At 71.0% G+C, this 22,118-nt stretch carries 18 protein-coding genes; 9 read left to right on the top strand and 9 right to left on the bottom strand.

The genetic code is table 11. From position 1 onward, the window contains the following. Window positions 1-42: 42 nt before the first annotated feature. On the top strand, window positions 43-660 hold the full coding sequence (locus tag T8T21_RS19225; protein WP_322338065.1) for an autoinducer binding domain-containing protein: 618 nt from the start codon (window positions 43-45) through the stop codon (window positions 658-660). 51 nt (window positions 661-711) lie between these two features. On the opposite strand, the gene T8T21_RS19220 is transcribed toward T8T21_RS19225, so the two are convergent. From T8T21_RS19220 to T8T21_RS19195, 6 genes are all read right to left on the bottom strand, one after another. Continuing rightward, entirely contained in the window at window positions 712-999 is a 288-nt protein-coding gene (locus tag T8T21_RS19220) for a hypothetical protein (protein WP_322338064.1), read from the bottom strand. Between the two features lie 134 nt (window positions 1,000-1,133). Continuing rightward, complete coding sequence (locus T8T21_RS19215) at window positions 1,134-1,712, bottom strand: hypothetical protein (protein ID WP_322338063.1); 579 nt, start codon at window positions 1,710-1,712, stop codon at window positions 1,134-1,136. A gap of 24 nt (window positions 1,713-1,736) precedes the next feature. Next, window positions 1,737-3,725, bottom strand: a complete 1,989-nt coding sequence (locus tag T8T21_RS19210; RefSeq protein WP_322338062.1) for a glycosyltransferase family 2 protein — start codon at window positions 3,723-3,725, stop codon at window positions 1,737-1,739. Further along, on the bottom strand, window positions 3,722-4,936 hold the full coding sequence (locus T8T21_RS19205; RefSeq protein ID WP_322338061.1) for an HlyD family efflux transporter periplasmic adaptor subunit: 1,215 nt from the start codon (window positions 4,934-4,936) through the stop codon (window positions 3,722-3,724). Before T8T21_RS19205 ends, T8T21_RS19210 begins: the two co-directional genes overlap by 4 nt. Window positions 4,937-5,074: 138 nt before the next feature. After that, window positions 5,075-6,163 (bottom strand): cache domain-containing protein, encoded by a 1,089-nt coding sequence (locus tag T8T21_RS19200; RefSeq protein ID WP_322338060.1) that lies wholly within the window; start codon window positions 6,161-6,163, stop codon window positions 5,075-5,077. A gap of 206 nt (window positions 6,164-6,369) precedes the next feature. Beyond that, on the bottom strand, window positions 6,370-7,317 hold the full coding sequence (locus T8T21_RS19195; protein WP_322338059.1) for a LysR substrate-binding domain-containing protein: 948 nt from the start codon (window positions 7,315-7,317) through the stop codon (window positions 6,370-6,372). A gap of 184 nt (window positions 7,318-7,501) precedes the next feature. On the opposite strand from T8T21_RS19195, the gene araD reads away from it, so the two are divergent. The 3 genes from araD to T8T21_RS19180 all read left to right on the top strand — a co-directional run bounded on the left by araD (window position 7,502) and on the right by T8T21_RS19180 (window position 13,222). Then, window positions 7,502-9,244, top strand: a complete 1,743-nt coding sequence (araD, locus tag T8T21_RS19190; RefSeq protein ID WP_322338058.1) for an L-arabinonate dehydratase — start codon at window positions 7,502-7,504, stop codon at window positions 9,242-9,244. Next, a complete protein-coding gene (locus tag T8T21_RS19185) occupies window positions 9,244-10,173 on the top strand; it encodes a Gfo/Idh/MocA family protein (protein ID WP_322338057.1) in 930 nt (309 codons plus the stop codon). Before araD ends, T8T21_RS19185 begins: the two co-directional genes overlap by 1 nt. A gap of 334 nt (window positions 10,174-10,507) precedes the next feature. Then, window positions 10,508-13,222, top strand: coding sequence for a S8 family serine peptidase (locus T8T21_RS19180; RefSeq protein ID WP_322338056.1), 2,715 nt, complete (start codon window positions 10,508-10,510; stop codon window positions 13,220-13,222). Window positions 13,223-13,265: 43 nt separating this feature from the next. Here T8T21_RS19180 and T8T21_RS19175 read toward each other — a convergent pair whose 3' ends face one another. Continuing rightward, window positions 13,266-13,934, bottom strand: a complete 669-nt coding sequence (locus T8T21_RS19175) for a sugar transferase (RefSeq protein ID WP_322338055.1) — start codon at window positions 13,932-13,934, stop codon at window positions 13,266-13,268. A 532-nt stretch (window positions 13,935-14,466) separates the two neighbouring features. Between T8T21_RS19175 and T8T21_RS19170 the strand changes: the two genes are divergently transcribed. Next, on the top strand, window positions 14,467-15,732 hold the full coding sequence (locus T8T21_RS19170) for a glycosyltransferase family 4 protein (protein ID WP_322338054.1): 1,266 nt from the start codon (window positions 14,467-14,469) through the stop codon (window positions 15,730-15,732). Here T8T21_RS19170 and T8T21_RS19165 read toward each other — a convergent pair. Then, window positions 15,693-16,904 carry a polysaccharide pyruvyl transferase family protein gene (locus T8T21_RS19165; protein WP_322338053.1) on the bottom strand — a complete coding sequence of 404 codons (1,212 nt, stop codon included), beginning with the start codon at window positions 16,902-16,904 and terminating at the stop codon, window positions 15,693-15,695. The genes T8T21_RS19170 and T8T21_RS19165 overlap by 40 nt on opposite strands. Window positions 16,905-17,119: 215 nt before the next feature. Between T8T21_RS19165 and T8T21_RS19160 the strand changes: the two genes are divergently transcribed. From T8T21_RS19160 to T8T21_RS19150, 3 genes are read left to right on the top strand one after another with little or no spacing between them, the layout of a single operon-like run. Next, the gene (locus T8T21_RS19160) at window positions 17,120-17,380 is read left to right on the top strand and encodes a spike base protein, RCAP_Rcc01079 family (protein ID WP_183471335.1); all 261 of its coding nucleotides are present in this window, start codon (window positions 17,120-17,122) and stop codon (window positions 17,378-17,380) included. Further along, window positions 17,380-18,738: a sialate O-acetylesterase gene (locus T8T21_RS19155; RefSeq protein ID WP_322338052.1), complete on the top strand. Its 1,359-nt coding sequence runs from the start codon at window positions 17,380-17,382 to the stop codon at window positions 18,736-18,738. Before T8T21_RS19160 ends, T8T21_RS19155 begins: the two co-directional genes overlap by 1 nt. Next, entirely contained in the window at window positions 18,739-19,203 is a 465-nt protein-coding gene (locus tag T8T21_RS19150; RefSeq protein ID WP_322338051.1) for a hypothetical protein, read from the top strand. 2 nt (window positions 19,204-19,205) lie between these two features. Here T8T21_RS19150 and T8T21_RS19145 read toward each other — a convergent pair whose 3' ends face one another. Further along, a complete protein-coding gene (locus T8T21_RS19145; protein WP_322338050.1) occupies window positions 19,206-20,909 on the bottom strand; it encodes a hypothetical protein in 1,704 nt (567 codons plus the stop codon). A gap of 519 nt (window positions 20,910-21,428) precedes the next feature. Between T8T21_RS19145 and T8T21_RS19140 the strand changes: the two genes are divergently transcribed. After that, window positions 21,429-22,100 carry a calcium-binding protein gene (locus tag T8T21_RS19140; protein ID WP_322338049.1) on the top strand — a complete coding sequence of 224 codons (672 nt, stop codon included), beginning with the start codon at window positions 21,429-21,431 and terminating at the stop codon, window positions 22,098-22,100. The last annotated feature ends 18 nt before the right edge of the window (window positions 22,101-22,118 follow it).

Raw genomic sequence — 22,118 nt, 5'->3', positions numbered from 1 at the left:
CCGGTGTCGTGTGCTGTTTGCCCGTTCGAGGATGTTTCTCCCATGACCCTGCATCTGCATGGATATGCCCCCCATGATTTCCACGACCTGATCCGGGTCTCGCCGCTCGGCTTCAACGCCGTGCTGCGGGTCAACCGGGGTCGCGCGGTCCATGTCGAGAATTGCTTTCCGCCCGCCTGGCGCGACGCCTATGAGCGGCAGTCCTATTTCCTGCGCGACCCCACGGTCGGCTGGGCGCTCGGCCATGACGGCGTGATCGACTGGGCGACGCTGGAGCCGAACGACCCTGCCGGGGTGCTGGCCGATGCGCGGGCGCACGGGCTGCTGCATGGCATCACCGTGGCGACCGGCAGCGGCGACATACGCTCGTTCTGCGGGTTGGCGCGGGTCGACCGGCCCTTCACCGCCACCGAGGCGCAGCGCGCCCTGGCGGTGATCGAGCGGCTGCACAAGGGCCCGCCTGGCGCGCCGGCGCTCACCGCCGCGCAGCGCGAGGCGCTGCGGCTGATGGCGGAAGGCGAGCGGCACATGCGCGCCGCCGCGATCATCGGTATCTCGGAGAGCGCGCTCAAGGCGCGGCTGAAATCGGCGCGGCTGGCGCTCGGCGCGCGCACCACGGTCGAGGCGGTGCACGCCGCCCAGATGCGCGGCGAGATCTGAGCCGCCGGGCCCCGGAGAAACATGCGCCCCGGGGCCCGCGCGGCGAGGGTGTCAGCGGCGCAGCGCGGCGGAGGCGAGCAGGCCGAAGGGGGTCGGGCGCAGCTGCGGCGCGGCCGCCGGACCCGCGGGCAGCGGCTTGGCGATCCGGGCGACCCGGCGAATCGTCCGCACCTGGCGCAGCTGGCCGCCGGTGATCCCCAGATGCGCCAGATCCGCGTCCTCGAGCAGGGCGAGGTCGCACAGCATCTGCCGGTCGGCGACGAGGCGGCCGAGAGCGGCGCGCAGCCGCGAAAGCGGGCGGAAGGCGGTTACGGGGGCGGCGGGGGCGAGGACGGACACGGGCAGGTTCCTTTGCGAGTCGGGTGGGCGTCGGGAGACGCGCACATAGTCCGGCACAGCCGCGCTGTCACCCGTGCCGCCAATGCCGGATCCGAAGGGCCGCCATGCACGCCGCGCATGGCGCCATGCGGCGCTCAGAAGGTGTTGATCGCGACCCCGACGAACAGCTCGCGCGCCTGCAGCCGGTAGCCCATCCGGAGCCGCAGATCGCCGTCCAGCCCGATGGACCGGCTGAGCACGAGGCTCTGCTCCTCGTAGCCGGTGTCGTCGCCGGTCAGCACCAGCGCGAGGCCGGTGCCGCTGGCGGCATGGCCGGCCTCGAGCATGGCGAAATAGGCGGTGTCGATACTGTTGATCTCGCCGATCGCGAAGACCCCGCCCCAATCGGTCGCGACATAGCTTTCGGCCACCGCCTTGAGGCCCAGCTCCAGCCCGTCACCGGCCGAGAGCGTTGGGCCGAAGCGCAGCGTCACCGGCTGGCTGCCGAGGCTGATGTCGCGCCCGCCGGTGATCGAGAAGCCGATCCCCTCGCCACCCTCGTAGGTCGAGAACACCGCCCCCGCCGAGACCGCGCCGCGGGTGAAGCTCGCCACGGCGGTGAGGTCGTCCGCGCCGAAATCGAGCTGCGCGAATTCGCCGTCGGCGCGGGCGGCGGCCGGGGCGAGGCAGAGCGCGATGGCGAGGGCACGGAGCGGGCGGAAGCAGGGGCGCATGGGGGCAGTCCTTTCGTAAGGGGGTCAGTCGGGGGCGGTGAAGCTCAGCCGGCGGGCCATGTCGCCGATCAGCCGGCTCAGCCGGACGTCGACCACGCCGGGCGCCGCGCCCTCGGTGTAGAAGCGGCGCAGTAGCGCCTTGTGGGCCTCGGCCTCGGGCCACAGATGCAGCCGCGCGCCCTCGGCCGTCATCGCGATCACCGTGGCGCGCATGTCGCCGACGCCGAGGATGCGCAGCACGCCACGGGTGCCGGGCTTGTAGACCGCGCCCCGCAGCCGCGCGGTGTCGCGGGTCAGCGAGGCGAGCCACAGCCGCTGCGCCCGGCCGCCATCGGCGAGGAAGATCACCCGTTCGGGCCGGTCGGCGACGTGCCGTTCGTGGCGCGGCAGCTCGATGCAGGCGAGGATGGTGAGCGCCAGCACGAAGCAGTTGTAGATCGACCAGAACAGCACCACCTGCATGCCGTCGCCGGCCTCGGCCCGGGCAAAGCCGTCCAGCGCGCTGCCCAGCAGCAGCCCCACCAGCGTCAGCACCAGCAGCACCAGGAACGGCATCATCAGCCGCCACTGCACGACGATGCGGCTGCGGTCGCCACCCTTGGCGGTGACCTTGAACTTGTGCCCCTTGGGGCGCAGCAGCCCGTGAAAGGCGGCGCGGCTGATCGGGATCGCGCCGACGATCTGGCTGACATCGTGCAGGATCGGCACCACCGTGCCGCGCGACAGCAGGTTCAGCACGCCGACCGACCAGACGAAGTAGACGCCGAAATAGGACAGCACCTCGGCGACATGGGCCTCGACCACGATGATCCCGAAATACCAGTAGAGCAGCGGAAAGCTGAGGCCTGCGAGCCGGAAGGGAAAGCTCGCCAGCCAGTAGAGCATGGTGTCGATCACGCTCCAGCGGTCGCGCAGCCGCAGCCCGTTGCGCGAGAACGGCCCCAGCCGGCCGCGCGCGATCTGCATCAGCCCGAGGCACCAGCGCGCGCGCTGGGTGATGTATTCGCCGATTCCCTCGGGGGCGAGACCCTCGGTCAGCGGCTCGTTGAGATAGACGGTCTGCAGCCCGCGCTCCTGCAGCGCCAGGCTGAGCAGGAAGTCCTCGGTGACGCTGTCGGTGGGAAAGCCGCCGATCTCGCGCAGCGCGCTCCAGCGCATCACCGAGGAGGTGCCGCAGCAGATCGCGATGCCCCAGGCGTCGCGCGAGGACTGCACGTGGTCGAAGAAGAAGCGCTGCTCGTCGGGATAGGAGCGCGACAGGCCGAGATTGTGCTGGATCGGGTCGGCGTTGAAGAAGTGCTGCGGCGTCTGGACGAGCGCCACCGAGGGGTCGTGGAACAGCGCCACGGCGCGGCGCAGGAAGTTGCGATGCGGCACGAAATCGGCGTCGAGCACGGCCACGAAATCCGGTGCGCGCCCCTCGGCCGCCAGCATGTCGAGCGCGTGGTTGATGTTGCCGGCCTTGGCATGGGCGTTGTCGGGTCGGATCACGTGGCGCACGCCATGCAGGGCGCAGAACTCGGCCAGCCAGTCGCGGCGACCGTCATCGAGCACCAGCACCTCGGCATCGGGCCAGTCGACCGAGACCGCGCCGACGATGGTGCGCTCGAGGATCTCACGATCCTCGTTGTAGGTCGCGATCATCACCGCCACCCGCGGCGGGCGGCCCGGCAGCCACCAATTGGCGTGGACCGTCGCCTCGCGGAGCCGGTCGCGGCGTCGCATCAGCATCACCGCGGCGTTCATCGTGCCGAGCATCGCGCCCAACTCAAGCACGAACAGCGTCAGGCTGGCGATGAAGTCGGCGTCGAGCCCGGGCGGCGGCAGCGTCTCGGTGCCGCGCCACCAGATGTAGCGCAGGGTCAGCAGCAGCGACGCGCCGAGGATCAGCGACCGGTGCAGCGTGCGGCGGATGTCGATCACCAGCGGCAGCAGAACCACCACCCCCAGCGCCAGCGCCATCTGCGCAAGGCTGAACTGCGCCTCGCTCAGCCAGACATGCGGCGCGATCACAGCAGGTCGCGCAGCCAGTCGAGCGGCCGGCTTTCGAAGAACAGGCGGCCGGTGCGGCCGACGGGGCAGTGGTCGTCGGTCAGACCGGCGAGGCCGGGCACGCTGACCGCGACGTCGTAGCGCTCGAGATGTTCGCCCGATGGCGCGATGGCGAGCGTGTCGTAGAGCGAGGCGGCGCCGCTGCCCGCGAGGCGCTCCACCGTGCCCTCGATCAGCTCGCCGGAGCCGGTCAGGCGGAACTGCGCGGAATCGCCCGGACGCAGCCGGTTGTAGACCCCCTCGCTGACCGAGCCGGTGACGATCAGGCTCTCGCAGTCGAGCAGCCGCATCACCGCGTCGCCGCGCTGCAGGTTCTCGCCGTCATGCGCCAGCGCTTCCCACATCCGCCCGTCGAAAGTGGTGGCGAGCGGCGCCTCGGCCAGCCGGTTGACGCTGACCCGCTCCTCGGTGATGCGCGCGGCGAGGGCGCGGACCTGCCGGACCTGCGACGCGTGATCGGCCTCGAGCGCGTCGTGGCGGGCGCGCAGCTCGGCCAGCCGCTGGCTGGCAAAGGGCGCGTCATTGAAGCCGTCGACCAGATGCACCCCGTCGCGCGCCGCCGCGAGCGCTGTCTGCAGCACGCCGACCTCCTCGCGGGCGTGCTCGATCGCCAGCGCCAGCTCGGTCGGGATCTCCTCGGGGATGAGGGGAACGGCGGCGGCGTCGCTAGTCGCGCCGTCGCGGCCGCGCGGATCGGCGGGCAGCTGCGGCACCACCGCCGCGAGCTGCGCCGCGTGCTCCGGCGCCTCGCGCTGCAAGAGCGCCAGCCGGCTGCGGGCATGCATCAGCCGGATCTCGACCTCGCGGGTCTTGCCCCGCTCGAAGGTGGCGGCGCGCACCGCGAGCCGCTCCATCACCTGCTTGGTCTCGGTCATCAGATCGCGCAGCCGGTCGCGCTCGGACTGGACGTTCTGCCATTGCAGCACGAGGTCGTTGAGCCGGATCCGGTCGACCTGAGGATCGGCGACCGAGGCCAGCTCGTCGCCGCGCCGCACCGTCGCGCCGAGCGCCATGTCGGGGATGGTGACGATGCCGGCGATCGGGCTGCGCAGCGTCGCCAGCCGGGCGTTGACCATGGCGTTGGCGCTGGTGCCGCCGAGCCGCTCGCCGACGATCACCCAGATCGCCGCCACGATGAGCAGGCCGCCGATGAGGATGCGGGTAAGACGCATGGGGGATGTCCTTCAAGGGGGCACGCGGCAGGTCGGGTCGCTGTCGCGCGTGGGGGGGCGGCGGGCAATGGCGACGGTACGTCGCGGCTCGCCGCGGGGTACGGCTGTTGCCGTAGTGCCGCTCAGCCGTTCAGCCGTTCAGCCGCGCTGCAGCCTGACGATGGCGGCGGAGAGGGTCTGCGCCTCGCGGCTGCTGCGCTGTTCGGCCGGGTAAGTGTCGCGGCCCTCGGCGATCGCCTCGGCGTCGCGCGACAGCGTCCGCAGCGGCGCCAGGAAGTAGCGGGCGAAGAGCGCGGTCCCCAGGGCCAGCGCCGCGCCGAAGCCGAGCACCACCCAGAAGATGTCGCGCGAGAACACGACGCTGCCCAGCCCGAAACCCGCGACCTGCGCCGGCACCCGCGCTACCAGCCGCCAGTCGAGCGAAGCCATGTCGCCGGTGACGATCTTGGGCAGCAGCGCCAGGAAGGCCTCGCCGTGCTGTTCCAGCGGGACCTGGAAGACGCCCTGCTGGCCCGAGGTCACAACCTGGCGGGCGCGGGGCGAGAGGCTCTGGCCGATCTGCTCGTAATGCTCGAACAGCACGTCGCCGCGGCCGTTGACGAGGAACAGGTCGAGCTCGAGCACGCCGGCGCTCTCGATCAGGTACTCCTGGATCCAGGTGACGTTGAGCCGGTACAGCAGCACGCCCTCGGCGCGGCCCTCGGGGTCGCGGATCGCCACCGACATGTCGACGAAGCGCACCGGGCCGTCGCCCGCGCCGGGCACCAGGCGGGCCAGCCGGTCGTCGGTCTCGGCCGAGCCGATATACTTGCCGTTCAGCCCGCGCCGGAACCACAGCGAGCCGGAGACGTCCTGCCCTTCGAGCAGCGGGCGCGAGGAGGCGAGCAGCCGGCCCGAGCTGTCGGCGATGCCGGTCCAGGCGATCGCGTTGGAAATGCGCGAGATCGCGGCCAGTCGCGGCCGGGTGGCCTCGATCGCGCCCATGTCGATGGTCCCGGCGACCGCGTTGACCGAGTTCCATTCCCGGCCGAGCGCCTTGCCGAAGTTCATCCGCAGCGCTTCGCCGCGCAGCTGCACCGCCTCGGCCTGGACGCGGTTGCCGACCTCCTCGAGGCGGCGTTCGGCCAGCAACGCGAGCGCGCCGAGGCCGAGAAAGGCGAAGATGGCGACGAAGCCGAACAGGGCCGTGGCGAGGCTGGGCAGGCGGTGGATCGCGCGGGTCTGCATTCTGCATCCCTCCAAATTTAAAGTTGGATCAACACCTAAGGAGGAATCTAGGCGGGCTTCGGACCCTTCCGCGGCGGGGCGGTGACCGTCGGCATGGTGTCGGCAAAAAGCCGCTCCGGGCCGGGCCGGTCCTGTCGGCACAGGGGGATTGTCAACGGATCGGCACCCCGGCCCGCGGCCGGGCCGGGCGCGCCGCCTCGGAAGCGTCACATTTCGGGCGGCACCGAGGGTGCGGGGTCCGCCGGGTCGCGCAGCAGCAATTCGGCCATCCGGCGGGCCGCCACCGGCAGCAGCGCGCCGGCCCGGGTGATCAGCCCGTAGGGCGCCACCGAGAGGCCGAGATCGACCGGCACCACTGCGCAGCCGGCGCCCGCGACATGCGCCGCCACCGCCCGCGCCAGCGGCGCCACCGCGTCGCCATCCTGCACCAGCGCCAGCGTCAGTAGCACCGAGGAGGTCGTCACCGGCACATGCGGCGGCGGCAGGCCGAGCCGCGCCAGACGCCGCTGCACCGCGTCGTGCAGCAGGGTGCCGCGCGCCGGCAGCACCCAGTCATGGGCGAGGATCGCCTCGGGGGTGGGCGCGGGATCGGCCAGCAGCGGATGGCCGCGCCGCACCACCAGCGCCACCGGCTCGGGGCCGATCGGGCGGATGTCGAAGCGTTCGGCCGGATGGGCATGCGGCAGCCGCGCCAGCGCCAGGTCGATGCGCCCCTCGAGCAGCGCCTCGCCCAGCACCTCCGAGTCGCCGTTCTCGACATGCACGCGCAGCTTCGGCATCTCGGTCCGGGCGCGGCGCAGCGCCGGCAGCACCCGGTCCATCGCCGGGCCGGTCACCGCGCCGATCCGCACCTCGCCCGACAGGCCGGAGGCGATCTCGTCCAGCTCGCGCCCGGCATCGCCGATCTCGCCCAGCACCCGCCCGGCCCGCCGCGCCAGCGCCGCGCCCTCCGGCGTCAGCCGGATGCCGCGCCCGTCGCGCCGCCGCAGCGCGCAGCCGGCGATCCGCTCCGCCTCCGACAAAAGCCGCGAGGCCGCGGGCTGCGCGATGCCGAGCGCCTCCGCCGCCGCGCCGAGTTGGCCGCTCTGCTCGAGCTGCGCCAGCAATTCGAGGTGGCCGAGCTTGAGCCCGCGTCGCAGCAGCCGGTCATTCATGACGATTCCATCATGGGTTCATTCGGAAACATTATTTGAACCATATTCCAGAGATCGCCAATATCTCTTCGCGCGATGGTCGGCGCCGGGGCGGTTCCCGCCCTTTCCGGCCGGTCGCGACAAACCCGATCTCCCCCGCGACGCGGTCCGGCCCGTCGCGCCGCCCGCTTTCGAAAGGCCCTCCATGAGCTTCACCCCCGCCCCCTGGCCCCGCAAGCTGCGTTCGCAGGAATGGTTCGGCGGCACGTCGAAGGACGCGATCTATCACCGCAGCTGGATGAAGAACCAAGGCTTACCCGCCGACCTGTTCGACGGCCGCCCGGTGATCGGCATCTGCAACACCTGGTCGGAGCTGACGCCCTGCAACGCGCATCTGCGCGACCTCGCGGAGCGGGTGAAGTTCGGCATCTACGAGGCGGGGGGCCTGCCGGTCGAATTCCCGGTGTTCTCCCCGTCGGAATCGACGCTGCGCCCGACTGCGATGATGTATCGCAACCTCTGCGCCATGGATGTCGAGGAAGCGGTGCGCGGCAAGTGCATCGACGGTGTGGTGCTGCTCGCCGGCTGCGACAAGACCACGCCGGCGCTGCTGATGGGCGCGGCCTCGGTCGACCTGCCGGCGATCGTGGTCTCGGGCGGGCCGATGCTCAACGGTCATTTCCGCGGCGAGCGGGTGGGCTCGGGCACGCATCTATGGCGCTTCTCCGAGGCCGTGCGCGCGGGCGAAATGACCGAAGCCGAGTTCGTCGAGGCCGAGGCCTCGATGAGCCGCTCGCCCGGCTCGTGCAACACCATGGGCACGGCCTCGACCATGGCCTCGATGGCCGAGGCGCTCGGCATGGCGCTGTCGGGCAACGCCGCGATCCCGGCGGTCGACAGCCGCCGCCGGGTCATGGCGCATCTGACCGGCCGGCGCATCGTCGACATGGTCAAGGACGACCTGAAGCCCTCAGACATCATGACCCGCGAGGCCTTCGAGAACGCGATCCGCACCAACGCGGCGATCGGCGGCTCCACCAACGCGGTGATCCACCTGCTCGCCATCGCCGGGCGGGTCGGGATCGACCTGACGCTCGAGGATTGGGACCGCTGCGGCCGCGACGTGCCGACCATCGTCAACCTGATGCCCTCCGGCCAGCACCTGATGGAAGAGTTCTTCTATGCCGGCGGCCTGCCGGTCGTCATCAAGCGACTCGGCGAGGCGGGGCTGCTGCACCGCGACGCGCTGACCGTGTCGGGCGGCGCGATCTGGGACGAGGTCAAGGAGGTGCAGAACTGGAACGAGGACGTGATCCTTCCGGTCGAGCGCGCTCTGGCCAAGTCGGGCGGCATCGCCGTGCTCAAGGGCAACCTCGCGCCCCTGGGTGCCGTGCTCAAACCCTCGGCCGCGACGCCCGCGCTGATGCAGCACCGGGGCCGGGCCGTCGTGTTCGAGGACATCGACGACTACAAGGCGCGGATCAATGACGAGGATCTCGACATCGACGAGAGCTGCGTGATGGTGCTCCGCAATTGCGGGCCGCGCGGCTATCCGGGCATGGCCGAGGTCGGCAATATGGGCCTGCCGCCCAAGGTTCTGCGCAAGGGCATCACCGACATGGTGCGGATCTCGGACGCGCGGATGTCCGGCACCGCCTATGGCACCGTGGTGCTGCACACCTCGCCCGAGGCGGCGCGCGGCGGGCCGCTGGCGGTGGTGCGCTCGGGCGACATGATCGAGCTCGACGTCGCCGCGCGGCGGCTGCATCTCGACATCTCGAACGAGGAACTGGCGGCGCGTCTCGCCGCATGGACGCCGCAGGTGAAGGCCCCCGCATCGGGCTATGCCAGCCTCTACCACGAGCGGGTGATGGGGCCGGAAACCGGTGCCGATTTCGACTTCCTGGTCGGCTGTCGCGGCAACGCGGTCGGCAAGGAGAGCCATTGATGGCCCACGGCACCAGCCTCCGCAAGATCGCCCTCGTCGGCATTGGCAAGATCGCCCGCGACCAGCACGTGCCGGCCCTGCGGGCGAGCCCCGACTGGGAGCTCGCCGCGACGGTGAGCCGCTCCGGCACGGTCGAAGGGGTCGAGGCGCATCGCGACTTCGACGCCTTCCTCGCGGCGCGTCCCGACATCGAGGTGATCTCGCTCTGCCTGCCGCCGCAGCCGCGCTTCGACTATGCCCGCAAGGCGCTGATGGCGCGGCGGCACGTGATGCTGGAAAAGCCGCCCGGCCAGACGCTGGCCGAGGTGCAGGCGCTGCAGCGGCTCGCCGCGACACAGGGCGTCACGCTCTATACCAGCTGGCACAGCCGCATGGCGGCGGGCGTCGCGGCGGCGAAGTCGCGGCTGGTGGAGCGGGTGGTGCAGGGCGTGCGCATCACCTGGAAGGAGGATGTGCGCAAATGGCATCCCGGCCAGGACTGGGTCTTCGAGCCCGGCGGCATGGGGGTGATGGACCCGGGCATCAACGCGCTGTCGATCCTGACCGAGATCCTGCCCGAGCCGGTGCACCTCGTCTCCGCCGAGCTGGAGTTTCCCGAGAACCGCGACACCCCGATCGCGGCCCGTCTCGACTTCACCGGCAATGTCGGCGCGGTGTTCGACTGGCGGCAGGAGGGCCCGCAGAGCTGGGACATCGAGATCGAGACCAACAAGGGCGCGATCGCCCTGCGCGACGGCGGGGCGCGGCTCGAGCTCGACGGGACTCCGGCGCCGCTGCCGGAGCATCCCGGCGAATACCCCGCGCTCTATGCCCGGATGGCCGAGCTGGTGGCGAAGGGCGAAAGCGATGTCGACCTCGCGCCGATGATCCATGTCGCCGACGCCATGACGCTCGGGCGGCGCCTGCGCGTGGCCCCGTTCGAGTTCTGAACGGACCCCATCGCGCGAGATGACGGGCGCGCGGCCGCAGGGCCGGGCGCCCGTTTGCCGTTGCGCAGGCGTTGCGCAAAGGCCCGGCCGCGCCCCGCGGCGTTAAGCATTTGACAAGCCTTCGACGCGATACTGCACCGCATCCGCGACTGGAGCGGTTCAGGGTCCGCACCGCTATCTGGGCGGTAACAATCTGATATTTAATTAATTTCTATGGTGAAGTGCCAAGCTCGCCATGCCCAAAACTTTGCCTCGTCCAAGCCTCGCATCAGACCCTCAACCCGGTCCAGCCCGATGACGGCCGTTCGACCACGACATGATTGAGGGACACGCAATGCCGATTTCAGACACCATTTCCGGGACCTCCGTCTCGGGCGCCGCCGCCGTCTTCGACGATCCGGTGATGTATCGCAGCTGGTATTTCGCACAGAACCGCTCGGCCGTGAACATCGACATCGAATCCGTCTGGGCGGAGTATCGCGGCGCGGGGGTGAAGATCGGCGTGGTCGATTCCCAGATCGACTTCAATCACGCCGAGCTCGACGGCAATTACGACCTCTCCCGCGACTACAATTTCGACCAGGACACCGGCGACGTGACCTTCACGCTCAGGGGGGCGGACCAGCACGGCACGATGGTCGCGGGCGTCATCGCCGCCGAGGGCGGCAACGGCATCGGCAGCGTCGGCATCGCCAGCGAGGCGACGCTGGTCGGGCTCGCGGTGAACTATGCCAGCCCCAACGCGCTCGACCAGGCGATCGCGGCGCTGCACGCCGCCAGCGCGGTCGACGTGGTCAACAACAGCTGGAGCTTCAACCGCCCCTTCGCCGATAATTTCGGCCGCGCCACCGCGCTGCGCGAGGCGCTAGAGGATCCGGTGACGACCGGGCGCGACGGGCTCGGCACGGTGGCGGTGTTCTCGGCCGGCAATGGCGGCGGCGACGATTCCTCGAACTTCCACAATCTTCAGAACTCGCCTCTCGCCATCGCGGTGGGAGCGGTGGATCGCGACGGCGAGGCCTCCTCCTTCACCAGCCTCGGTGCCAACGTGCTGCTCTCGGCCGCCGGGCGCGAGGTCTTCACCACAGAGCCGGGCGAGCGCTTCGAGACCCGCGCCACCGGCACCTCCTTCTCTGCGCCGGCGGTCTCGGCGGTGGCGGGGCTGATCCTCGAGGCCAATGCCGATCTCGGCTATCGCGACGTGCAGCAGATCCTCGGCCTCTCGGCCCGGCGCGAGGGGCTGGGCGACGGCATCGCCTGGGGCGACGGCTGGGTGATGAACGGCAACGGCCATTTCAACGGCGGTGGAAAGTTGTTCAGCGATTCCTTCGGTTTCGGCTTTCTCAACGCGCATGACGCGGTGCGGCTGGCCGAGACGTGGACGCTGCAGCAGACCGTGCAGAACCGCACCACCGTCAAGGTCGAGACGGAGACCCCGGGCGCCAAGCTGGTCGGCGGCAGCGTCGATCACCTGCAGTTCGAGATCGAGGTCGGCCGCGACATCGCGATCGAACACGTGCAGCTGCAACTCGACTTCTTCTGGCGCAACACCGCCGATCTCGACGTCTGGCTGACCAGCCCGGAGGGGACAAGGATCCGGCTGGTGCACGACATCCCGCTCGAGGGCGGGATCGGCGATCTGCGCAACTTCAAGTTCGGCTCGGTCGCCACCATGGGCGAGATGAGCGCCGGCACCTGGACTGTCGACATCCACGACCGCGCGCCCGACGCGCTCGACCGCCACGGCAACGTCCATGTCGGCGAGGTCAGGGACATCACCCTGACCCTGCATGGCCGGGGCGAGAAACTGGCCGACGACGTGTTCTTCTTCTCCGACGAATATGCCGACACGGCCGCCGCCGAGGCCGGGCGGCGGCGCATCATCGATCGCGACGGCGGCACCGACGCGATCAACGCCGCGATGGTGACCAGCGGCAGCCTGATCGACCTGAGCGGCGGGCAGGACAGCCGCATCGACGGCGTAGGCTTTCGGATCGGCGGCGGGATCGAGAACGCCTTTGCCGGCGATGGCGACGACCTGCTGATCGGCAGCGGCGCCGACAACTGGCTGCGCGGCGGGCGGGGCGACGACACGCTGCGCGCCAGCGACGGCCGCGACCGGCTCGAAGGCGGCGCCGGGCAGGACCGCTTCGTGGTGGGCGCGAATTTCGCCGATGTGCAGGGCTCGGTGCTGTCCACGGGCGAGCTGCTGTTCGATCTGGCCGGCGATGCGCTGACCCGGATCTCGGGCATCGAGCTGGTCGAGTTCGCCGACCTGCTCTACCGCACCGCCGAGCTGACGCGGCTCTGGACCGATGGGGGCGAGCCGCAGCCGGAACCGGTGCCCGCGCCCGAGCCTTCGCCCGCGCCCGCGCCCGCGCCTTCGCCCGAGCCCGTCCCGGCGCCGGAGCCTGCGCCCGAACCTGTTCCCGAACCCGAGCCCGAGCCGATCTGGACCTATACTGGCACGGAGGGCGACGACCGCCGCGATGGCGGCAATGGCGCGGACCTGATGCGCGGGCTCGGCGGGGCCGACCGGCTGGGGGGGCGCGCCGGGGATGACGAGATCCATGGCGATGGCGGCGACGACCGGCTGATCGGCGGCGGCGGCGCGGACATGCTGTCGGGCGGCACCGGCCGCGACGTGCTGTGGGGCGAGGCCGGGCATGATGCGCTGGCGGGCGGGGCGGGGGACGACCGGCTCTATGGCGGGGGCGGCGACGACGCGCTCGATGGCGGGCGCGGCCGCGACGTGCTGATCGGCGGGGCCGGGGCCGACAGCTTCGTCTTCGATCGCGCGCAGATCGACGCGGTCGATTTCGTCCGCGATTTCGATCACCGCGAAAGCGACCGGATCCTGCTGCAGAATGCCGAGGGCATGGAGGAGGGATCGTTCCGGATCGTCGTCGAGGCGGGCCGCACCAATGTCGCCTATCTGGGCGAGAACGGGGCCGAGATCCTGTTCGAGGTGGCGATGACCGGTGGCGGTACGCTGTCGCTGCACGGCGTGCTCGACGGGGCGGAGAGCGCGACGCTGGTCTTTGCCTGAGAGGGACGTCCGGGCCGCCCGACGGGCGGGCGGCCCGGTGGGTTCACTTGCCGGTGCGGTTCACCACCGCGCCGGCGGTGCGCAGGATGACGGCGAGGTCGAGCATCAGCGAGCGCCGCGCCTGGTACTGCATGTCGAGCTGCACCCGCTCCTCGTAGCTGACATCGTTGCGGCCCGAGACCTGCCACAGGCCGGTGATGCCCGGCACCGCGGTGAGATAGCACCACTGGTAGCCCTCGTAGCGCGCCAGCTCGTCGCTGACGATCGGGCGCGGCCCGACGAAGCTCATCTCGCCGCGCAGCACGTTCCAGACCTGCGGCAGCTCGTCGAGGCTGGTCCGCCGCAGGAAATTGCCGATCCGCGTGACCCGCGGATCGTTGGTGAGCTTGTAGTCCCGCGCCCATTCGGCCGCGGCTTCGGGATCGTTGGCGAGGTGCCGGGCGAGGATCTCGTCGCCATCGGGGCGCATCGTCCGGATTTTCCAGCAGCGGAACATGCGCCCGTTCTGGCCGACCCGGCGATGGCCGTAAAAGCCGCTGCCGCCACCATCCGTGCGTACCAGCACCCAGAGAACGGCGATGACCAGGGCCAGTGTCGGCAGCATCACCAGGGCGAGGAAGAGGTCCAGAAGGCGTTTGCCACGACGGGCGTAGAAACCTTCGATTGCGGACGAGCGAAGACGGTCGCTGCGCGACTTGGAGGTAACACTCATAATCATCAACTCTTCAACAAAGGGCCGCCGGGGCGACCGAACTGGTAACAAGCGACGCCGCATCGCAGAAAAAACAAAACAGGCTGCGGACGCCATCACTTCGACACAAGCCTGACAGCGTCATGACAACATGGTCAATCCGAGGGCCGAAGCCGCTGGCAGAGCCACCGGGGCGTTTGACCATAAACGCGTCATCTGCCTCGGATGAATGTGATTTCTTCCGCATTGGGAGAATATGCAAGCAGAATTTTCGCCTTAAACGTGTATCGCGCTGCCCGTTTCGCGCGCAGCGAATGCGGCAATTTCGAGGCGAATGTCAGGTTTCGCAGGCCGCGCGCGGGCTGGAATCGTCTCGCCTCGCGAAACAAATCGTTCGCTGTCAGCCGCCTGCCAGACGTGCGTTTCGGTCTCCTGCTGCCTGTCCGAAGGGACATTCCGCGCCCCGACCGCTCGTCGCTGCCGCTATGGCTTGCAATCGGGCCGCGGCGCGCAGATCAATCACAGGTAGAGTGGCACCACGCGGGAGCGGCGCATGAAGGCGATTCGGACAGGGGCGACTGGCGGCCTCAGGGTGGTCGTGATCAACGATGCCAGCCTCGCCCGCGGCGGCGCGACCGGCCTGGCGCTGCTGCAGGCGCGGCTCCTGCGCGAGCGGGGCATCGAGGTAGTGTTCGCGGCCGGCGACAGCGGCGACAACGCCGAGCTGCGCGCGATCGGCGTCGACCTGCGCGCCCTGGGCGGCCAGCAGCTGATCAAGGCGCCGCGCGCGCAGGCCGCAACGCGCGGCATCTATAACCCAGCGGCGCGCCGCTTCATCGCCGAGATCGTCGAGGAGATGTCCGACGCGCGCACCGTCTTCCACGTGCATGGCTTCTCCAAGACGCTGTCGCCCAGTATCTTCGCCGCGCTGGCCCCGGTGCGGGCGCGCAGCTTCCTGCACGCGCATGACTTCTTTCTCGCCTGCCCGAACGGCGCCTTCATGGATTACCGCGCGGCGGCGCCCTGCAGCCGCAAGCCGCTCTCGGCCGACTGCCTGTCGACCCATTGCGACAAGCGCTCCTACGCGCAGAAGCTCTGGCGGGTGACCCGGCAGGCGACGCTGTGGCGGACGCTGGAGCGCGGCGCCGACTGGGCCGGGCTTCTGATGATCCACCCGGCGATGCGGCCCTTCCTCGAGATGTCGGGCTACCCGCCGGGGCTGCTGACGGCGCTGCGCAACCCGGCGATCGGCTTTCGCGAGGAGCGGGTCGCGGCAGAGGCAAATCGCGGCGTGGTCTTCGTCGGCCGGGTCGAGGCCGAGAAGGGGATCGAGGATCTGGTCGCCGCAGCCGCCCGGGCGGGCGTGTCGCTTACCGTGATTGGCGACGGCCCGCTGCGCGAGAGCCTCGAAGCGGCGCATCCGGAGGTGCGATTCCTCGGTTGGATGTCGCGGGAGCAGATCGGCGCCGCGATCGGCGATGCCCGCGCGCTGGTGATGCCAAGCCGCTACCCCGAGCCTTTCGGCCTCGTGGCGGCCGAGGCGTCGCTGTCGGGCCTGCCGGTGATCCTCGGCCGGCACGCGCTGCTCGGCACCGAGATCGAGCGGCTCGGCCTCGGGTTGGCCTGCGACACGCGCGATCCAGTGGCCTTCGCCGCGACGCTGGCCCGGATCGACGCGATGCCGGCGGCCGAGATCGAGGCGATCAGCCGCCGGGGCCATTCCGGCGCGGCGGGGCTCTGCACCACGCCCGCCGAATGGATCGAGGCGCAGATCGGGCGCTACCGCGCCGCGCTCGAAGCCCCGGCCAGGGCGGCGTAGAGCCGGCCCACATCCTCGGCCGCCTCGCGCAGCAGCGCCTGCCGCGCCGCCTTGTCACGCGGCTGCCGGGCCAGCGCGACCATCCGCTCCGCCGCCGCGCCGGGCGCGATGCGGGTCACGTCGAGCAGCCGGTCGCCGGCGCCGATCGAGTCGAGGAACGAGGCCAGCTTGCGATCCCAGGCCAGCCCGATCGCCGGCACCCCGTAGGAGGTGGCGGCGATCACCGCGTGCAGCCGGTAGGCCACCAGCACGTCGAGATCGGCGATATGGCCGCACAGCTCGGCCGGGGTGCGCTGGGTCGGGAAGGCGATCCGCTCGGGCCCGGCCAGCGCCGCGAGCCGGGGCCGCAGCCGGGCCGCGTAGCTGACATCCTCGGGGCTGCCATTAGTGAAGACGCGCAGGTCGAAGCCCGCGTCGAGCAGCGCCCGGCCGAGCCCGACGAACCAGTCGTCGAGTTGGTCCGCCTCCGGCGCCGCCTCGGCGTGGTAGCGGATCGCCAGATGGCTCATCAGCCCGATCCCGGCGACCGGGCGGGGGCGCGGGTCGGGCCTGGCCGCCGGAAAGACCCGCGCCGCCAGCAGGCCCGGATCGCGCACCACCTCGGCCGCGATCCCGGTATGGGGCTGCATCAGCTCGGCCCAGAGATCGCGCGAGGCCGTGTCGCGCAGGAACACCGCCTTGAGCGCGCCGTTGGCGAAGGCGCGGCGCGCCATCCGCAGCCCGGTCGCGCTCCAGCCGCCGGACATGCCGCAGGCATAGATCGCCGCCGGCAGACCGCGCTTGCGCGCCTCGCCGAGCGCCAGCGACAGCTTGGTCGGGAAGTTCAGGTCGAGATCGGCGAGCAGGTTGCCGCCGCCGATCGCCACCGCCTCGGCGCCGCGCAGGCCGGCCCGGTAATGCGGCTGCCAGCGGCGCCGCGCCTGCAGCGCCAGCGGCAGCCGCACCGCCGCCCGGCGGGCCGGGCCGGGCAGCGCGTCGAGCACCGCCATGATCGTGCCGCGCCCGGCCATGACGTCGCCATAGGCGCCACGGGCGGCGAGGTCGATCGAGGCGGTGTCGGGGGCGGCGCCGAGCGCGATCAGCTGATGCTCGAGACATTCCGAAAGCAGGCCGTCGCCAAGATTGGGGCTGTAGCGGGCGTTGAAGCAGCGGATGCGGGGGGACAAGGACATGATTGTTAAAAACCTTTCGGCGGAACACGCCTTGGTGTGGGCCTCGGCGCGGCAAGGGTCAAGCCGTGCCGCGCCCGCGGCGGGGGGTGTTGCGCGCCGCTGCCGCGCTGCGGGCGCAGGGCTCAGGAAATCATCGCGATCGGGGCGGTATTGTCGCGTTCCGGGGCTGCTCGTGGCGGCCCGAGCCCCGCAGCGGGCGGCGATGGAGGAACGAGATGAGCGATCAGTTTGCGAACCGGCAATCCGGGCTGGACAGCCCGGCCAGCGACCTGCACCCGATCACGCCCGATGACGGCGCCGACCTCGCGGTCTGGACGCGGGCGATCACCGCGACGAACCCCGGCACGATCCGCGTCACCGCGATCGGCGGCACGGTGGCGACGCTCTATCTGGCGGCGGGCGCGGTGTTGCCGGTCCGGGTCCGCCGCGTCTGGGCGACCGGCACCACCGCCACCGGGATCGTGGGGCTGACGTGATGCGGCTGGGGACCGGGCTCGGGCTCTGCGCCGCCGCGGCGTCGGAGGCCGGGCCGCCCGTCATCGTGCCGGTGACGGCGCCGCTGCTGCTGATCGTCGCGGGGCAGTCCAACGCCGACAAGCAGGGCACCTCGGGCGCGACACCGGCCGCGAAATACACCGGCATGCAGGATGTCGAGATCTGGAACCCCGCCAGCGGCGGCTTCGAGCCCTATGCGCCCGGAAGCAATGCGGGCGATGACAGCGCCAATGCCTGGGGCTCGGAGGCCGAGTTCGCCCACCAGCTGCGGCAGGCGGGCGTCGATCGGCCGATCCGCATCGTCAAGCGCGCGCAGGGCGGCACCGGCCTGCCGGCCGAGGCCGGGCGCGACGACTGGCACCCGACGATCCGGACCTCGGGGCGGATGCTGTTCGAACAGCTCGAATCCCGCGTCGCGGCGGCGCGGGCGGCGCTCTCCGATACGCCCGAGGAGGTGACGATCTGGACGCAGGGCGAATACGACATGGCGAACGGCCACGGCGCCAATTACGCGGGCAACTTCGCGCATCTGCTGGCCGAGTTCCGGACCCGGATCTCGGCCGGGCTGTTCATCGTCGAGCGCACCCGCCCGCGGCTCGACAGCGCCACCGCCACCGCGAACACCTGGGCGGTGCGCAAGGCGCAGCTCGACGTGGCGCTGGCCGATGGCAACGCCGTGGTGATCGACACCGACGCGGCGACCGGCGGCGCGCCGTTCTCGGAGCTGCATCCGCGCGCGGCCTGGGCCGAGGATTGCGGGCGGCGCGCCTATCGCGCCTGGACCGGCAGCTATGCCGGCCATCATGGCGAGATCACCGACGCGGCGCCCGATGCCTTTGCCTTCGCCGCGCGCAGCGGCGCGGCGCCGTCTTCCCCCGTCACCTCCGAGCTGGTGACGCCCGTGGGATACGAGCGGGACGCGCCGATCACGGTTACCGGCGGCGCCTACCGGATCGCCAATCCGGACGACACGGTGGCGGTGGACTGGACCTCCGCGCCGGGGCGCATCCACAAGCATCAGAAGGTGCAGCTGCGCGTCACCTCCAGCGCCGAGGCGGAAGCCGCTACACAGGCGACGCTGACCATCGGGGGGGTCACGGGCGTCTGGTCGGTGACCACCGCCGCCGCCGCGCCGCCACCCTCGGGCGTGGCCTTCGTCGGGGCCGGGCCGCCCGACACCGCCAGGGGCGCGCATGTCGTCGCGATGCCCGCCGGGCTGCAGGCGGGCGACATGCTGCTGCTGCATGTCGGCACGCATTCGGCCAACCATGTCGCCACCACGCCGCCCGGCTGGACCGCGCTGCCCGAGGTCAGGAGCGGCAATGCCAGCTCCGACTAGGTGCGCGGCATCCTCTATTGGAAGATCGCCGCTGACCGGGAGCCGGGCGTCGAGCTGACGCAGGGTGCGAGCTATTACAGCACCGGCATCGTCTCGGTCTGGCGCGGCGTCGATCCGGCCGACCCGCTTGCGGTGGTGCAGCCCGGCACGACCGCGACCGGCAACTCGCTGGTGGCCGGGCTTGTCGCCGCAGACGTGCCGGCGGGCACGCATGTCGTCTACGCGGTGGTCTATGCCAATCTGCACAGCGCGAGCTGGGGCGGCGATCCCGACCTGTCGGATTTCGCGGAGCGCTACGACGTGACCCGGCAGGGCAGTTCGGGCGTGCAGCTGTCGATGACGATGGGCTCGGGCGGCGCGGCCAGCGCGCAGAGCGTGGGCGACGCGGTCACGGCCACGATCGACGGCGGCGCGTCGCGCAACTCCAACCCGCATCTCCTTTGCCTGCGCGCGGCGGCGGGCTGAGGTCAGGGCGCGCGCAGGGTGATGCGATATTCGGTCACGTCGCCCGCCGCGCTGCCGCCGGGGCCCACCGCGATTTCGAGCACGTCGCCCGCCGCCAGCGACATCGGCGGCGGCGCGATCTCGATCAGCCCGCCGCTCTCCTCGGCGGCGATCTCCTCGCCGTTGCGCGTGAGGGCGACCGTGATGCCGTCCTCGCTCCGGTCGGCGACGTCGAAGCGGGCGGTGAGGGCGACGCGCATCGGCTCGGGCGCGGTCCAGCGATGCACGATCTCGACCGGCTGCGCGGCCGATCCGCCGGGCAGCAGCTGATCGGCGGTGAGCCGCAGCGGACGCTGCCCCGGATCGCCGAGATAGGGCGTCCAGAGCGTGCCGCCCGCCTCCTGACCCGGCATGGTCGCAAGCGGCGCCTCGCGGCCGTCGATCCGCAGGAACCGCTCGAACGGGTCGCCCTCGGGGGGGGTGCCGTCGGCGGCAGGGTAGCCGAACTGGTCGAAGCTGTCGGCGATCAGCCGCTGCGGGCCGAGCTCGACCCCCTCGCCGATATCGATCCTGCCAGTGGTGCCGCGCAGGATCAGCGGTGTCTCGCGCGACAGCGCGTGGGGCGGCGCCAGCACCTGGCCCTCAGGGTCGCGCAGTTCGATCCCATCGGCCACGCGCAGCTCGCGCGGTGCGCCCCACAGGAGCAGCGTGTCCTCGCCGAAGCGGCAGCCATAGGTGAAGGGATCGGGCGCGGCGTCGCGCACCTCGCGCCCGGCGAATTCCTCGGTGATGATGCGAAAGGCCCGGCCGGCGCCGGTGATCCGGCCATCGGCGGTGAGCAGCGGCACCAGCCCGTCGCCGCGCGGGTTGAGCGGGTACCACACCGCCCGGGTCACGCCCGACAGCGCCATCTGGCAATAGTCGCGCAGCATGTAGCCCGCCGCCGCCGCCGGATCGGCGCTGCCGAACTCGGTGATCTCGATCGGCAGCGATGCCGCCTGCGGATGGCGGCGCAGCACCGCCACCTGCCGGGCGAGCTGCTCGGGCGGGGTGGTGTAGGGATGCATCGCCAGCGCGTCCATATGCGCGGCCCCGCCCGCGTCGAGCACCGCCCAGAGATAGCCCAGCGGGATCGAGTGGCTGGCCCCGCCGAGGAGCCGGATCGCGGGATCTTCGACGCGCAGCGCCGTCGCGGCGGCGGCCAGCAGCGCGGCATGCGCCTCGGCCCGCGCGGTGGCGGAGGCGGTTTCGAGCGGGCCGCGCAGGAAATCGGCGCTGTTGAACTCGTTGCCGATCTCGACCGCGTCGAGGCCGGGATATTGCCGCGCCAGCGCACCCGCGAAGCGGCCGAAGGCGGCGATGCCCTCGGGTGTGACCGGCGTGTCACCGCCCTCCCAGAGCGGGTTGCCCCAGTTCAGCGTCAGGCTGAGGCTCAGCCCCGCGTCGAGCACGTCGCGCGGATAGGCGGCACGCGGATCGGAGAAGTCGTAGGCATCCGCGCGGGTCTGGGCGAGGCCCCAGTTCATGCCGTCGCGCAGGTCGGTCACGCCGAGCGCGACGGCGTTGCGCAGCATGCCGGGCTGGACGCCCTGACCGAAATTGGACGCCGCCCCGAGCAGGGGCGCGGTCATGGGCAGGGGCGTGGGGGAAGCGTCGTCCTGCGCGGCGGCGAGGGCAGGCCAGGCGGCGAGGCACAGGGCCGCGAGACGGGGGAGGGGTCGCAACATGGATGAAAACCGGTACCAGGAACAATGACATGCGCGAGCCTAGCGGAGCGCGCGGGCGGCGGCGAGGGCGGTCGGGGCCGAAACCGCCCGCGTCGGCGGATCGCACGGGGAAGCGGCGGGAATCGAATCGCGGCGCGCCGCAGCAGGCAGTTCCGGCACCACGGCGCGTGCGCCCGGGCCGGCCGGTGGCGCGGCGGGATCGGCGCGAGCGGGGCGCTGGTTCGATATCGTACGCGGCGGGCGTTCCGGCGGGCCAAAGCAGGGATTTTCCGGGTGGCGCGATCAGATCACAGCACCGGATCCTACTAAACCCATGGTTGAATGATCTTTTAAACGATCAACTATGTCGATATGGTGTTGAAAGGAGGAACAGCGATGTGTCACGGATAAGGCCGGACAGACGACGTCCGTGACGGCCTCCGCCTCTCCGCCTTTTTTTCCGGCGGCGGCCAGAAATGTTTGCGTGGTGGAACGGCTCCGGCCGTGCCCATCGGTTTTACCAGTGTGAGGACCTGAGAGATGGCAATCTCCTATACCCTGTTGAACGCGTCCAACATCGGCGAGGACAACTTCGTCATCGGCACGGCGGGTGACGACCAGTTCACCGCCGGCTACGGCGCCGACACGATCGAGGCCGGCAACGGCAACGACCGCGTCTATGGCGGCATCGGCGCCGACATCGTCAACGGGCAGAACGGCAACGACTACATCAACGGCGACAACGGCAACGACCGGGTGCGCGGCGGCGAAGGCGACGACGCCGTGTTCGGCGGCGGCGGCAACGACAACGTCTATGGCGGCTGGGGCAACGACATCCTGGCCGGCAACTCCGGCGACGACACGCTGTATGGTGGTCGTCCGAACGCGATCCGTCCGGCGGGGGAGACCGACAGCGACGTCTTCATCTTCGACCGGCGCGACGGCAACGACCGGGTGATGGATTTCACCAAGGGCGAGGACAAGGTCGTCCTGCTCGACGGCGGCGACCACACGCTGTTCTACAACGCGGTCAGCAACAACACCAAGCTGACCTATGGCGACACCACGGTGATCTTCTACAACGTGGAGCTTTCCGAGGCCGACATCGCGACGCTCGACTTCAGCGTCGGCCAGGATTCGCCCGGCGCCTCGGATTCGCTGAGCGCCGCGCAGATCAACCAGATCTTCGACATCGACCCGATGCTGTTCTGATCCCGCCACGGATCGCGG

The sequence above is a fragment of the Limimaricola variabilis genome, assembly GCF_034371605.1.
Taxonomy (GTDB): domain Bacteria; phylum Pseudomonadota; class Alphaproteobacteria; order Rhodobacterales; family Rhodobacteraceae; genus Limimaricola; species Limimaricola variabilis.
Note: the sequence above shows the minus strand (reverse complement) of the source record. Positions and strands in the feature narration are given on the sequence as shown.

Coding starts and splice junctions, on each gene's coding strand:
- T8T21_RS19195 (WP_322338059.1), bottom strand. CDS start 7,317: ATGAATGACCGGCTGCTGCGACGCGGGCTCAAGCTCGGCCACCTCGAA.
- T8T21_RS19200 (WP_322338060.1), bottom strand. CDS start 6,163: ATGCAGACCCGCGCGATCCACCGCCTGCCCAGCCTCGCCACGGCCCTG.
- T8T21_RS19165 (WP_322338053.1), bottom strand. CDS start 16,904: ATGTCCTTGTCCCCCCGCATCCGCTGCTTCAACGCCCGCTACAGCCCC.
- T8T21_RS19215 (WP_322338063.1), bottom strand. CDS start 1,712: ATGCGCCCCTGCTTCCGCCCGCTCCGTGCCCTCGCCATCGCGCTCTGC.
- T8T21_RS19225 (WP_322338065.1), top strand. CDS start 43: ATGACCCTGCATCTGCATGGATATGCCCCCCATGATTTCCACGACCTG.
- T8T21_RS19175 (WP_322338055.1), bottom strand. CDS start 13,934: ATGAGTGTTACCTCCAAGTCGCGCAGCGACCGTCTTCGCTCGTCCGCA.
- T8T21_RS19155 (WP_322338052.1), top strand. CDS start 17,380: ATGCGGCTGGGGACCGGGCTCGGGCTCTGCGCCGCCGCGGCGTCGGAG.
- T8T21_RS19170 (WP_322338054.1), top strand. CDS start 14,467: ATGAAGGCGATTCGGACAGGGGCGACTGGCGGCCTCAGGGTGGTCGTG.
- T8T21_RS19185 (WP_322338057.1), top strand. CDS start 9,244: ATGGCCCACGGCACCAGCCTCCGCAAGATCGCCCTCGTCGGCATTGGC.
- T8T21_RS19205 (WP_322338061.1), bottom strand. CDS start 4,936: ATGCGTCTTACCCGCATCCTCATCGGCGGCCTGCTCATCGTGGCGGCG.
- T8T21_RS19145 (WP_322338050.1), bottom strand. CDS start 20,909: ATGTTGCGACCCCTCCCCCGTCTCGCGGCCCTGTGCCTCGCCGCCTGG.
- T8T21_RS19160 (WP_183471335.1), top strand. CDS start 17,120: ATGAGCGATCAGTTTGCGAACCGGCAATCCGGGCTGGACAGCCCGGCC.
- araD (WP_322338058.1), top strand. CDS start 7,502: ATGAGCTTCACCCCCGCCCCCTGGCCCCGCAAGCTGCGTTCGCAGGAA.
- T8T21_RS19140 (WP_322338049.1), top strand. CDS start 21,429: ATGGCAATCTCCTATACCCTGTTGAACGCGTCCAACATCGGCGAGGAC.
- T8T21_RS19180 (WP_322338056.1), top strand. CDS start 10,508: ATGCCGATTTCAGACACCATTTCCGGGACCTCCGTCTCGGGCGCCGCC.